The 13,183-nt window shown below is 70.5% G+C and carries 11 protein-coding genes; 1 reads left to right on the top strand and 10 read right to left on the bottom strand.

The window, feature by feature from the left end; genetic code table 11:
• Positions 1–8 precede the first annotated feature (8 nt).
• Together ACWDR4_RS29180 and ACWDR4_RS29175 are read right to left on the bottom strand one after the other, a co-directional pair.
• Positions 9–1,157, bottom strand: a complete 1,149-nt coding sequence (locus ACWDR4_RS29180; RefSeq protein ID WP_450413075.1) for an acyl-CoA dehydrogenase family protein — start codon at positions 1,155–1,157, stop codon at positions 9–11.
• A gap of 102 nt (positions 1,158–1,259) precedes the next feature.
• Complete coding sequence (locus ACWDR4_RS29175) at positions 1,260–2,732, bottom strand: FadR/GntR family transcriptional regulator (protein WP_450413074.1); 1,473 nt, start codon at positions 2,730–2,732, stop codon at positions 1,260–1,262.
• A gap of 217 nt (positions 2,733–2,949) precedes the next feature.
• On the opposite strand from ACWDR4_RS29175, the gene ACWDR4_RS29170 reads away from it, so the two are divergent.
• Positions 2,950–4,125 carry an acyl-CoA dehydrogenase family protein gene (locus tag ACWDR4_RS29170; RefSeq protein ID WP_450413073.1) on the top strand — a complete coding sequence of 392 codons (1,176 nt, stop codon included), beginning with the start codon at positions 2,950–2,952 and terminating at the stop codon, positions 4,123–4,125.
• Between the two features lie 99 nt (positions 4,126–4,224).
• On the opposite strand, the gene ACWDR4_RS29165 is transcribed toward ACWDR4_RS29170, so the two are convergent.
• The 8 genes from ACWDR4_RS29165 to ACWDR4_RS29130 all read right to left on the bottom strand — a co-directional run bounded on the left by ACWDR4_RS29165 (position 4,225) and on the right by ACWDR4_RS29130 (position 13,142).
• Entirely contained in the window at positions 4,225–5,367 is a 1,143-nt protein-coding gene (locus ACWDR4_RS29165; protein ID WP_450413072.1) for a thiolase family protein, read from the bottom strand.
• 53 nt (positions 5,368–5,420) lie between these two features.
• A complete protein-coding gene (locus ACWDR4_RS29160; RefSeq protein WP_450413071.1) occupies positions 5,421–6,551 on the bottom strand; it encodes a CaiB/BaiF CoA transferase family protein in 1,131 nt (376 codons plus the stop codon).
• A gap of 65 nt (positions 6,552–6,616) precedes the next feature.
• Positions 6,617–7,381 carry a crotonase/enoyl-CoA hydratase family protein gene (locus ACWDR4_RS29155; protein WP_450413070.1) on the bottom strand — a complete coding sequence of 255 codons (765 nt, stop codon included), beginning with the start codon at positions 7,379–7,381 and terminating at the stop codon, positions 6,617–6,619.
• Between the two features lie 2 nt (positions 7,382–7,383).
• Positions 7,384–8,676, bottom strand: a complete 1,293-nt coding sequence (locus ACWDR4_RS29150; RefSeq protein WP_450413069.1) for a MaoC family dehydratase — start codon at positions 8,674–8,676, stop codon at positions 7,384–7,386.
• Entirely contained in the window at positions 8,673–10,187 is a 1,515-nt protein-coding gene (locus ACWDR4_RS29145) for a class I adenylate-forming enzyme family protein (protein ID WP_450413068.1), read from the bottom strand. Before ACWDR4_RS29145 ends, ACWDR4_RS29150 begins: the two co-directional genes overlap by 4 nt.
• Positions 10,188–10,307: 120 nt before the next feature.
• Complete coding sequence (locus tag ACWDR4_RS29140; protein WP_450413067.1) at positions 10,308–11,465, bottom strand: acyl-CoA dehydrogenase family protein; 1,158 nt, start codon at positions 11,463–11,465, stop codon at positions 10,308–10,310.
• Complete coding sequence (locus ACWDR4_RS29135) at positions 11,458–11,934, bottom strand: VOC family protein (RefSeq protein WP_450413066.1); 477 nt, start codon at positions 11,932–11,934, stop codon at positions 11,458–11,460. Before ACWDR4_RS29135 ends, ACWDR4_RS29140 begins: the two co-directional genes overlap by 8 nt.
• 8 nt (positions 11,935–11,942) lie before the next feature.
• Complete coding sequence (locus ACWDR4_RS29130) at positions 11,943–13,142, bottom strand: cytochrome P450 (protein ID WP_450413065.1); 1,200 nt, start codon at positions 13,140–13,142, stop codon at positions 11,943–11,945.
• Positions 13,143–13,183 lie beyond the last annotated feature (41 nt).

The following is a 13,183-nucleotide window of genomic DNA, read 5'->3' as shown; positions in this document are numbered from 1 at the left end:
CAAACTCCTTACAGGCCCAGGGACTTGCTGATGATGGTCTTGAGGACCTCGCTGGTGCCGCCGTAGATGCGGGTCACCCTGGCGTCCGTGTACAGCCGGGCGATCGGCGATTCGAGGATGTAGCCGTAGCCGCCGTGCAGTTGGAGGCAGCGGTCGACGACGCGGCCCTGTGTCTCGGTGCAGAACAGCTTGGTCCTGGCCGCGTCGACGGGGCTCAGCTCACCGGCGACGAGCGCGGTGATCGCCGCGTCGAGCAGGGCCTGAGCGGCCGTCAACTCGGTGTCCAGGGCGGCGAGTTCGAACTTCGTGTTCTGGAAGTGGGCGACCGGTTTCCCGAAGACGGTCCGGTCGCGTACGTAGGTGACGGTCAGGTCGATCGCGGCGCGGGCCTGGGCGACGGCGCCGACCGCGATCGCCAGCCGTTCCTGCGCCAGGTTGCGGCCGAGGAGGGAGAAGGCGGCACCCTCCTCGCCGAGCAGGTTGGCGGCGGGGACGCGGACGCCGTCGAAGGACAGCTCGACGGTGTCCTGGACCTGGAGTCCGATCTTCTCCAGCTTGCGCCCGACGGTGAACCCGGGCATGCCCTTCTCCACCACCAGCAGGGACAGCCCCGCGCGTCGGTTGTCCGGGTCGGTGGCGGTGCGGGCCACGACGATCACCAGGTCGGCGTGGTGACCGCCGGTGATGAAGGTCTTCGCCCCGCTGAGGACGTAGAAGTCGCCCTCACGGACGGCCTTCGTCGTGACGCCGGCCAGGTCCGAGCCGGTCCCCGGTTCGCTCATCGCGACGGCGGTGTACAGCTCGCCCGAGGCCAGCCCCGGGAACCAGCGGGCGCGCTGCTCGGCGTTGGCCAGCCCGGTGAAGTACGGGACGACGACGTCGAGATGGGTGCGCAGACCGCCCAGGGTCACGCCGGCGCGGGCGCACTCCTCCTGGATGACGACGTTGAAGCGGTAGTCGTCCTGACCGCCCCCGCCGTACTCCTCGGGGATCGCCGTGCCGATGATGCCGAGCTTGCCCAGTGCGGTGAACAGATCACGGGGGACGAGGCCGGCGCGGCGCCAGTCCTCGTACACCGGGAGCACTTCGCGGGCGAGGAAGTCACGGACCAGGAGACGGAAGTCCTCGTGATCCTGTGCGAACAGGGTCCGACGCATCGAAGCTCCTTCGGTGGACCCTATTCAGTATACGTAATTACCTCTCTCGGTCCAGGGCGATCAGGAAAGTGGCAGCTCAGTCTCGCGCCACCTCGATCTGTCTCAGTGCCACCAGGGAATGAGTGCATCCAAATGACGGCCCATGCGGTGGCGGGCGACCCCGGCGTCGCCCTGCACGATCGCGTCGAGGATGCGCTGGTGCACGTGCTGGACCTCTTCGGCCGCCGTGTCACCGGGCAGGGGACGGTCATGGCCGGAGGCGTGGCGGCGGAACAGTTCGGTGATGATGGCGAGGAAGAGCGACAGCACCGGGTTGTCGGACAGGGCCGCCAGTTCGGAGTGGAACAGGTCGGCCTTGCGCAGGTCGTCGGCGGGGCCTTCGGTGGCCCACCGGACGGCCTTCGTGAGGCGCTCGACGACCTCGGCGTCGCCCGCCGCATGGCGGGCGGTCACCCTGGCGATGATGCCGAGTTCGATGGCGTTGCGCACGATCCGCAGGTCGTCGGCGGTGACGCCCTGGTATTCGAGGAAGAGCGCCATCGTGTCGATGCTGGCCTGCGGCTCCGGCGCGGTGACGACGAGTCCACCGCCGGGGCCCCGGCGCATCCGCGCGACCGAGTGGTACTCCAGGAGCCGGACGGCCTCCCGCAGCACGGCCCGGCTGATGCCGTAGCGGGCCAGCAGGTCGGCCTCCGAACCGAGCACCATGCCGATCTGCCAGCCCCGCGCGGCGATGTCGTCGTGGATACGGGAGGCCACCACCTCGGCGAGCTTGGCCCGCAGGCCCTCGACCAGTTCGGGCTCGATCACGTTCCCCGCGATGCGCTGCCCGCGCCGCACCCGGTGCTTCTCGATCCAGGCGGCGACCGACTCCAGATGGGCCGTGAGTTCGGTCTGCGCGCGGGCGCCGTCGTCGGCGATCACGGCCTCGACGACAGCGCGGTGGGCCCGGTGCGAGGTCTCCTTCGCCGCGTGCATCTCCGCCTTGGTGACCCGGCGGGAGGTGTGCGCGTAGCGGGCGGTGAGGCGGGTGAGCACGTCGATGAACAGGTGCAGCACCGGGTTTCCGGACAGCTGGCCGAGCACCGGGTGCAGGGGGTCCTGCGAGTGGACCGACGGGTCGTCCCAGTGACCGAGTTCGCTGTCGAGCGTGGCACGGAGGGTGGCGATGCCCTCCTCGGTGATGCGGTCGGCGGCCAGGCCGGCGGCGATCGGTTCGAGGAGCTGGCGGGCCTGGAGCAGGTCCGTGACGCTGGTGCCGACGTATTCGAGGTAGATCACCATGGCCCGGGTCGCCGGTCCCGCGTCGGGGGCGCAGACGATCAGGCCGCCGTTCGGGCCGCGCCGCATCCGGGCGACCTGGTGGTGCTCGACCAGCCGCACGGCCTCACGCAGCACCGCACGGCTCACACCGAGGCGCTCACGCAGGTCGACCTCGGAGCCCAGGGACTCGCCGACGGGCCAGCCCTGGCGGATCACGGTCGCCTCGATGCGCTGCGCGGTCTGCGCGGCCAGCTTGCCGACCGGGACACCGGCCTCGCCGTCGGCGGGTTCGCGATCGACGGCAGTCGCCATGGGGCCAACTCCTCAGAGGGGGTATTGCGGATCCCCAAGTCTATTCGCCGGTGGCGCGGGTGACGTGCAGGTCGGGCCCGTTATGCCGAGATCGGGTCGGTGTTACCCGTTCTCGCTGCTACTTGTTCCTGGTCTCTGGCGGGAGCCAGTCGACCCCGTTAGAGTACCCTCATTTCGAGATCGTGCGCATGACGACGACGTTAAGGAGCCGGCAGCGATGCGACTGGAGTCCACACCCGAACTCGAAGCGTTCCGCAGGAAAGTGCGGGCCTTCGTCGCGGAACACGCGCCCGGCGTCAAGACCCACTCCGGTGTACGGGCCCCCGAGCCCGCGCTGATGCCGGCGATCCGGGAGTGGACCGCGAAGCTGTACGGGGCGGGCTTTCTCGGCATCGACTGGCCCGCCGAGTACGGGGGCCGGCCCGACGCGCATCCCCTCGAACCGTTCGTCGTCGCCGAGGAGATCGCCCGCGCCCGCACCTGGCCGCCGGTCGGCGCGGCCTCGCTGGCCTCGGGTGCGTTGCTGGATTTCGGCACCGACGACCAGCGGGCGCGTTTTCTGCCCCGTATCCGGGCCTGCGAGGACGTGTGGTGCCAGTTGTTCAGCGAGCCGGAGGCGGGCAGCGACCTTGCCTCGCTGCGGACTCGGGCACGCAGGGAAGGTGAGGGCGAGGGCGACGACGCGGTGTACGTCGTCGACGGGCAGAAGGTGTGGACGACCAACGGGCAGCATGCCGATATGGGGTACCTGCTCGCCCGTACCGACGGTGACGTGCCCAAGCACAAGGGGATCACGGCGTTCGCGCTGGACATGCGCAGTCCGGGAGTTGATGTCCGGCCGTTGCGGGAGATAACCGGGACCACCGACTTCAACGAGGTGTTCCTCGACGGGGTTCGGATTCCGGCCTCGAACGTCATCGGGCGGGTGAACGACGGGTGGCGGGTGGCGATGAGCAGCCTCGGGCGTGAGCGGTCCGGGGTTGCCGCGCGGGGGGCCGAGTTGTTCGCCGTACTGGATGATCTTGTGCGGCTCGCGGGGGCCGCGTTGGAGGACTCCGCGCCCCGGCAGGCTGTCGGGGAGTTGGCTGCGCGGGTGCAGGTGAATGCGGCGATGATTTCGCTGGCGCAGTCGCGGATGCTGCACGGTACGGAGGAAGTTGGGGACGCCCTGTTGGGCAAGATCTTCTTCAGTGAGCTGAATCATGACCTTGCGGACTTCGGTGTGCGGCTACAGGGGACTGATGGGTTGCTTGTCGAGGGGGATGCGGGGGTTTTGGCGGGTGGGTGGTGGCAGGATGCGCATCTGTACTCGCGGGCGTTCACCATTGCTGGTGGGGCTAACGAGGTGTTGCGTACGCAGGTTGCTGAGCGGGGGTTGGGGTTGCCCCGCTAGTTGGTCGTGCCGCGGTGGGTTGTTTTTTGGCTGCTGCGCCGTCGTGGCTGGTCGCGCAGTTCCCCGCGCCCCTAAAAACTCCAGGCGCCCCCTTCTGGATCAGATCAGCTCGATAATCGTTGCGTTTGCTGTGCCGCCTCCTTCGCACATCGTCTGGAGGCCGTACCGCAAGCCCTGTTGGCGCATCCTTGCCAGCAGCCTTGTCATCAGGATGGCGCCGGAGCCGCCCAGGGGGTGGCCTACGCCTATTGCGCCGCCCAGGGGGTTGAGGCGCTCGGGGTCGGCTCCCGTTTCTGCCAGCCAGGCCAACGGGACCGGGGCGAAGGCCTCGTTGACCTCGTAGACGCCCATGTCCTCGATCGTCAGGCCGGAGCGGCGCAGGACCTTCTCCGTCGCGGGGATCGGGCCCAGGAGCATGGTGATCGGGTCCGCGCCGCTCACCGCTCCGGTGTGGTAGCGGGCGATCGGGGTGAGGCCCAGGTCGCGGGCGCGTTCCGGGGTGGTGATGAGCAGAGCCGCGGCGCCGTCGGAGATCTGGGAGGCGTTGCCGGCGTGGATCACGCCGTCCTCCTTGAAGGACGGCTTGAGCTTGGCCAGGGTGTCGGGGGTCGTGCCGCGCCGCAGGCCCTCGTCCGTGGTGAACTTGGTGCCGTCCACCTCGATCGGCACGATGTGGTCGTCGAAGACGCCCGCGTCGATCGCCGCCGCCGCTTTCGCGTGCGACGCCGAGGCGAACTCGTCGAGCCGGTTGCGGCTCAACTTCCAGCGTTCGGCGATGAGTTCGGCTCCGACGCCCTGACTGAACTCGAAGCCGTCGTAGCGGGCGATGGCGGCCGGTCCGTACGGCTGTCCCGTGGTCCGGTGCGAGCCGAGCGGCACCCTGCTCATGGTCTCGACGCCGCCCGCGACCACGATGTCGTACTGCCCCGCCATGACGGCGTGCGCGGCTTGGTCGACCGCCTGTTGGCTGGAGCCGCAGGCCCGGTTGACCGTGACGGCCGGGACGTGTTCGGGCCAGCCGGCGGCGAGTACGGCGAAGCGGCCGACGTTGCTGGACTGGTCGCCGATCTGGGTGACACAGCCCCAGACCACGTCGTCGACCGTGCCGGGGTCGATGCCGGTGCGTTCGACGAGGGCCTTGAGCACCTCGGCCGACAGATCCGCCGCGTGCACCGATGCCAGCGAGCCGTTGCGCTTGCCGATCGGGGTGCGTACGGCGTCGACGATGACGGCGTCTCGCATGACAACTCCCTGGTCAGTCGGGTTAGTTGGGTATCTCTGGCTAGTTGGTCTCTTCAGGTCACTCGGGTTGTTCCGGGGAAACGCACGCCCCAGTCCTGGAACACCTCTCGGGTGTCCGCGCCGACTGCCGGGGCCACCCGGCCCGGGCTTGAAGGCGTCGCCGAGAAGCGGGGTGCTGCGGCGGGCTGGACCACTCCGTCCCGCGTGAACAGGCTTGCGCGCGCGGCCAGATGGGGATGGGCTGCCGCCTCGGTGAGGCTCAGTACGGGGGCCACGCAGGCGTCGGTCCCCTCGAACAGTTCCGCCCACTCGTCCCGGGTGCGCTCCGCGAACCGCTTCTCCAGCAGTTGCCGGAGCTGCGGCCAGGCCGAACGGTCGTGCTGGCGTTCCGGGTCGACGCCCAGGTCGAGCAGCTCGACCAGTCGGCGGTAGAACTTGCGCTCCAGCGCGCCGACGGCCACATGGCGGCCGTCCCGGGTCTCGTACACGGCGTAGAAGGGCCAGCCTCCGTCGAAGCGGTTGACGCCTCGTTCGTCGCTCCACTCGTCGCGCGCGAGCTTGGCAAAGGTGCTGGCGAGGAGGTGGGCGGTGCCGTCGACGATGGCCGCGTCGACGACCTGTCCTTCGCCGGTGCGCGCGGCGGCGTGCAGGGCGGCCAGGACGCCGATCACGAGGTAGGCACCGCCGCCCCCGAAGTCGCCGACGAGGTTGAGCGGGATCTGTGGCGGACCGCCCGCCTCCCCCATCGCGCCGAGCGCGCCCGTCAGCGCGATGTAGGTGATGTCGTGTCCGGCGGCTGCGGCCAGCGGGCCCTCCTGGCCCCAGCCCGTCATCCGGCCGTAGACCAGGCGGGGGTTGCGGGCCAGACAGTCGTGCGGTCCGATGCCGAGGCGTTCGGTTACTCCGGGGCGGAACCCCTCGATCAACGCGTCGGCGCGCTCGACGAGTTGGAGGAGCGCGGCGGCTCCGGCCGGGTCTTTGAGGTCGAGTACGACCGACCGTTTCCCCCGGTTGAGGACATCCGCCGGTCCGCCCGCGTCCGGTTCGTCCGCCCGCCCGGGCCGGTCCACCCGGACGACCTCCGCCCCGAGGTCGGCCAGCAGCATCCCGGCGAACGGCCCCGGTCCGATGCCACCGAGTTCGACCACCCGGCAGCCAGCGAGAGGTCCCGTTCCCGTCGTCATGGTCACCCCTCCCAGCCCACTCGAATTACGGACACTCAATTTCCGCAGACTTGCGTACGGTGTGGTCAGCGGCCCTTCCAGACCGCCGCCCTCTTCTCCGCGAACGCGGCGGCCCCTTCTCGGGCGTCCTCCGACTGGAACACCGGAGCGGCGATCTCGAACTGCCGCGCCCATCCCTCCTCCAGCGTCCAGTCCGTGGCGTGGCTCGCGATCCCCTTCGTGGCCGCGACGGCGAGCGGGCCGTTGGCCGCGATCGTCGCGGCGAGTGCGAGGGCTCCGTCGAGCGCGCCGCCCTCTTCGGTGAGCCGGTTGACCAGGCCGACCTCGGCCGCCCGTACGGCGCTGATCGGTTCGCCGGTCAGGAGGAGTTCCAGCGCGATGGCGTACGGGATGCGGCGCGGGAGGTGGAGGGCCGCGCCGGCGCGGGCGACCAGGGACCGCCGAACCTCCGGGACGCCGAGCCGTGCCGTGCGGGAGGCGACCACCAGGTCGCAGGCAAGCAGCAGTTCGAAGCCGCCGGCCAGGGCCCAGCCCTCCACCGCGGCGACCAGCGGTTTGCGCGGCGGGGTCAGGGTGATCCCGCACAGGCCTCGGCCCTCGATCGCGGGTGACTCGCCCCGCAGCCACGCCTTGAGGTCCATGCCCGCCGAGAACGTGCCGCCGGCCCCGGTGAGCACGCCGGCCCGCAGTTCGTCCGACTCGTCGAGTTCGTCCACGGCTGCCGCCACTCCGGCGGCCACCCCGGCGTCCAGCGCGTTCTTCACCGCCGGGCGGTTGATCGTGATGACCTGGACCGCGCCTCGGCGCTCCACCAGCACCTCGTCCGACACGCCTACCTCCTCGAATCGTGCAACTGATCGCCGGTCACGGCGAATTGGGCCAGTTCATGGGCGACCATGCCGTCCAGGTCCTCCGCGGGCGGTGCCGGGAGGTCGACGGCGCGGTCGCGGGTCGGGAGCAGGACGACCGCCGTACCGGGTGTGGTCACCTCACCGCGCTGGTTCTCGCACCGCACCTCGATGTGCACCTCGGCCCGCCCGGCCACCCGGCGCTTGTCGACGACCGTGCCGCGTACCCAGGTGGTGTCGCCGAGATAGTTGAACTTGCGGTGCTCGCAGCGGAGTTGCCACAGCCAGCCGTCGTCGCCGATCCAGTCGGTGAGCAGATGGCACAGCCAGGTCTCGCGCATCCCGCCGTAGTCGTACGGGTTCGGCAGCCCGAGTTCCTTCGCCCGCGCGGGTTCCCAGTGCAGCCGCTGCACGGTGTCCGGGATGTTCATGGGGTTCGGCGGATACAGTCCCGGGGCCTTGCGCCGGACGCGTGCGGCGATCCCGAAGGCGCCGGGCGGGGTGAGCTGCATACCCCAGCCCAGATGCCAGACGACCACGTCCGTGGTGGTCAGCGGCCCCTTCACCCGGGGCTGGAGTTCGTCGCCGATCTCGACGTCCTCCCAGTAGCGGGGTTCGGCACCGCGCCGGGTCTCGGCCGCGTAGGCGGCGTCGATCTCGGCCAACTGCTCGACGGTGTAGGGCTCCTGGGCCAGGTGCTCCTTCGCCCGCTTCTTCGACGTGTGCCGTTCGGCGTTGATCCAGGTGCCTCGGCGCAGGGCGTGCATCTCGCCCCGCCCGTTGGCGTACAGGTAGTCGCGGACGACGTGTGCCGTGCGCCCGCCGAAGCTGCTGGGCTTGAGGTGGACGCCCACCTGGGTCTGCAACACGCGGCAGCGGTCGCCCAGTTGGAGCGGACGCCACCACTCGAACTCCATCACGGCCTGGTAGGAGCCGAGCCCGGCGAAGGGGTCGCCCTTCAGCAGCGCCTTGGTCTCCGGGTCGGGCTTCGGGGCGGCGTCCTCCCCCATCGTGTAGAGGAAGGTGGGCGGTGCGACGAGCGAGCCCCAGCGGGTGCGGGCCGCGTGGTCCGGGTCGCAGTACAGGGGGTTGTCGTCGCCGTAGCCGTACGCGAAGTGGCGTACGCCGTCCCAGGTCACCTCGTAGTTGTGCGGGGGGTTGTGCTGGGGCTGCGGGACGCCGAGGCGGCGGCGGGAGCGTTCGACCGCCTCGTCGGTGAGGACGCCGAACCGCTCGGCGGGCTTCCCCGCCGTGTCCGTAACTCCCGTACCCGTCATCGCTGTTCCTCCTTGACGCGCTGCTGCTGTGCGAGCCGGACACGGACCAGTTCCAGCAGGTCCACGCGGCTGACCTTGCTCGACGGGGTCCGGGGCAGCGCGTCGACGACGACGATGTGCGCCGGCACCTCGTACGGGGTGAGCCGGGACCGGCAGAGGGCGACGAGGTCGGCGGTGTCCGGGGCGGTCAGGCCGGGCTCGGTCTCGACCGCCGCGACCGGTATCTCGCCAAGCCTCGGGTCCGGCAGTCCCGCGACGGCCGCCTCGCGGACGGCGGGGTGGGTCTCCAGGACGCGTTGGACGGTCTCCGGCTGCACCTTGAAGCCACCCCGGATGATGGCGTCGTCGGCGCGGCCCTCGATCCAGACGAACCGGTCGGCGTCGATCCGGGCGAGATCGCTGGTCCGCGTCCAGGCCCGGCCGCCCCCGGTGCTCTGCTCGGTACGGACCTCCAGGCGGCCGGGCCTGTCGACGGGCAGTTCGGCGCCGTCCTCACCGGTCACCCTCAACTCGACGCCGTCGAAGGCGCGTCCGGCGCTGCCCGCCTTCCGCTGCCACCACCGCTCGTGCAGCGGCAGCGTCCAGCCGACCACCGCTCCGGCGAACTCGGTGGCCCCGTAGGTCATGAGTACGGGGATGCCGTACGTACGGAAGAACGCGTCGGCGAGTTCCGCCGGGCAGGGCGCGGTGCCGGAGGTGACGACCTGGAGGCTCGCCAGCCGGTCCTTCGGGACGCCGGAGTCGAGTACGGCACGGATGGCGGCCGGTACGAGGCTCGCCGCCCGCAGCCGGTGCCGTTCCACCGCGCCCACCCAGGGTTCGACGGCGAACCTGGGCATCAGCAGCATGCGACGCCCGGTCGCGAGACAGGCGAGCGCCCGCCACAGGCCGCTGATGTGCACGAGCGGGGTGGCCACCAGCGCCGCCGACCGTGACAGCAGCCGCGCGTCCTTCGGGGTCTGGCCACCGGAGACGAGGGCCTGGTCGAGTTGGCCGATGCGCAGGTGCACGCGTTTCGGGGGGCCGGTGGTGCCCGAGGTGAGCATCTCCACGACGACGTCCGGGCCGGCGGCGGGCGCCCCGGGGGACGGCGTACCGCCCGCGAGCTTGATGATGCCGTCGGTGCCGGTCTCCAGCGCCGCGCCGTGCGCGGTCACCGTGCTCAACACGCCCTCGCGGGCCAGGACTTCGGCGCCCGCGACGAGGACGGGTGGCGCACAGCGCGCGATGTCGTCGGCGAGGCGTGCCGCGGGCTGCAACGGGCTCAGCATCACCAGGCAGCGCCCGGAGGCGATCACCGCGGCGACCACGGCCACGTGCTCGGGCCGGTTCTCCAGGACGACTCCGACGCGAGCACCGGCGGGCAGTCCCAGTGCGTCGAGCGCGTCGACGGCACCACGCGCGGTCTCCTGGATCTGCCCCCAGGTCCACCAGTCGCCCTCGTACTCGATCGCCTCGGCGTCGGCGGGGGCCTCGGTCAGCAGCCGGGACAGGCGGTCGCGAATTCCCACGGGAGCAGCCTTTCGTCACCAGGCCTATAAAGTACACTGAATTGATGATCACTTACCGCCGGACGCATGGATTCAGGCACTGAGTGACAAGAACCACGTGATTCAGTGACCTGAAATTGCTCAGATTCCGACCAGGTCGGCCAGCCGGGCCCGGTGCGCGGCCGGGCTGCCGAAGAGCTGCTCCGAGGACTTCGCGCGCTTCAGGTACAGATGCGCGTCGTGCTCCCACGTGTAGCCGATGCCGCCGTGGATCTGGATGTTCTCCTTGGCGGCATGGGTGAAGGCGTTCGCGCAGTACGCGGCGGCGAGCGCGGCGGACACCGGCAGTTCGCCCGGTTCCCCGGCGGCCACGGACATCGCGTGGTAGGCCGCCGACCTGGCCGCCTCGACCTGGAGCAGCATGTCGGCACACTTGTGCTTGACCGCCTGGAACGACCCGACGGGACGGCCGAACTGGACCCGGACCTTCGCGTACTCCACCGCCGCGTCCAGACAGGCCTGCGCCCCGCCGACCTGCTCGGCGGCCAGCGCCACGGCCACCCGGTCGACGACGGTACGGAGGTACTCCGTGGCGTCTCCCTCCGGGCCGACCCGTATCGCCGCAGCACCGTCGAGGTCGACCCGCGCAAGGCGCCGCGTCGGGTCGAGCGCCTCCAGCCGGGTGCGGGTCACCCCGGGCGCGGTGCCGTCCACGGCGAACAGGCCGGGGCCGGTGTCGGCGCGGGCGGCGATGAGGAGCAGGTCGGCGCTGTGGCCGTCGATCACGAACATCTTCGTGCCCGACACCCGCCAGCCCGTGCCGTCGCGCGTCGCCGAGGCGGCCACGTCCTCGACGCGCCACGACCCGTCCGCCTCGGCCAGCGCCAGGGTGCCGGTCAGCGAACCGTCGGCGATGGCGGGCAGCCAGCGCGCCTTCGCCGTGTCGTCGCCGGACACGGCGAGGGCCTGGCCGGCGAGGGCGACCGTGGCGAAGTACGGGGAGGGCAGCAGGACCCGCCCCAGTTCCTCCAGGACGATGCCCAACTCGACCGGACCGCCGCCGAAACCGCCGTACTCCTCCGGCAACGCGAGGCCGTGCAGGCCGAGTTGGTCCGCCATCTGCCGCCAGAGCGCCGGGTCGTGGCCCTCGTCGGACTCCATCGAGCGGCGCACCGCCTCGCTCGGTGCCTTGTCCGCGAGGAAGCGGCGCAGCGTCGAACGGAGTGCCTCGTGCTCCTCGGTGAAGGTCGTGGACGTGGTGGACGTGGTGGAGGTCGGTGCCACGTGTGCGTCATCCATCTCTGCGGGGTGACTTCGACCGCAGATAGGCGGCGAAGTCCGGCATCCGGGCGCGGTCCACGATCTCGATCCGGATGCCGTTGGGCGCCAGGTGGTAGGCGAAGATCGACGGCTCGCCGTCGATCACGGCACAGGCCTCCAGCGGGAAGCCCGCCTCCACCAGCCGTTTCGAGGTCGTCGGAACGTCGTCGCAGAAGTAGCCGAGGTGGTGCGTGGCCATGTGCCCGGTCGCCGTCCAGGGCGTTCCCGGGATCTCCTGCGTGAGTTCGATGTGCGGGGCGTCGAGCGAGTACGTCCAGCACAGGCCGAGCACGCGTTCCCCGTCCACCATGCGCACCGGCAGTTCGGCGGTCATGGTCTCGGTCCACCGGTAGCCCGCGACCTCGGTCAGCCGGGCCTTCCACTCGTCGACGTCCCGGACCACGATCCCCGTGTGGTAGAGGTCGGCCGCGCTCAGGATATGAGTCACCGCGCCGCTCACCAGGTGAGCCGCAGCTGCTTGACGCCGTACATGTTGCCGTGCGCTTCGAGGTCCTGGCCGGGCTCGATCTCGTAGTCGGGGATGCGGCGGTGCCACTCCTCGATCGCCACGTTGAGTTCCAGGCGGGCGAGGTGCGAGCCGAGGCAGCGGTGGGGGCCCGAGCCGAAGGCGATGTGGTTGGTGGTCTCGCGGTGCAGATCCACCTCCAGCGGATTGTCGTACCGTCCGGGATCGCGGTTGGTGACGGCGACCGGGAGCATCACCATGTCGCCGGCCCGGACCGGGCAGCCGCCGACCTCGACGTCGCGGGTGGCCTTGCGGGCCGGGACGACGGGCGAGTAGACGCGCAGGATCTCCTCCACGGCGGTGGAGATGAGCGAGGGGTCGGCGACGATCGCCGCACGCTGCTCCGGGTGCGTGGCGAAGTGGTAGAACGACCAGCCGACCGAGATCGGGACGGTGTCGAAGCCGGCCTGGAAGAACAGGACGCAGAACGCGTGCATGTCCCGGTCGCTGATCTTCTCGCCGTCGATCGTCCAGGTCATCGCCCGCGAGAGCAGGTCGTCGCGGGGGGTCTCGCGGCGCAGGGCGATCTGCTCGTCGAAGTAGTCCGACACGGCGGTCATGGCGGCCAACTGCCGCTGTCCGTCGGGGTCTTCGTCGTAGGTCAGGTGCAGCAGATCGTGTGTCCAGTGGAGGAACTGGCCGAGGTCCGCCTCGGGCAGCCCCATCAGGTCCATGAAGATCCGGGTCGGGAACTGGCGGGCGAAGGCGTCGAGGACATCGGCGCTGCCGGCGTCCTTCAGGCCGTCGATGAGTTCGCCGGCGATCCTGCGGTACTTCGGCTCGTCTGCGGCGGCGGCCTTCGGCGAGAAGTGCTTGCCCAGCAGCCGTCGCCACTCGGTGTGGTGGGGCGGATCCAGCATCTCCGGGATCCACAGGAACTTCGGATTCGGGTTGAGGACCGTCACCGACTCGCTGGAGAACGTCCGCCAGTCCTGGAGCGCCCGCTGGATCGCCTCGCTCTCGGTGACGACCCAGTACCCTTGCGCGATGGTGCTCCGGAACCCCGAGTGGGTGCCGGCCAGTTCGTCCCAGCGCCGCTGGTGACTGAGGACCGGCCCGCTGAGCCGGTTGTCGAAGTGGTAGGCGGGGACTCCGTCGTGGGTTCCGTCGGGTTCGAGCGTCGTACTCATCACGGCTCCTCTCGTCGTACGTCCGTCACGTCGCACGAGGT

The sequence above is a fragment of the Streptomyces sp. NPDC000878 genome, from assembly GCF_053599695.1.
The sequence above is the reverse complement of the archived record's forward strand: the minus strand, read 5'-3'. Positions and strand labels throughout refer to the sequence as shown.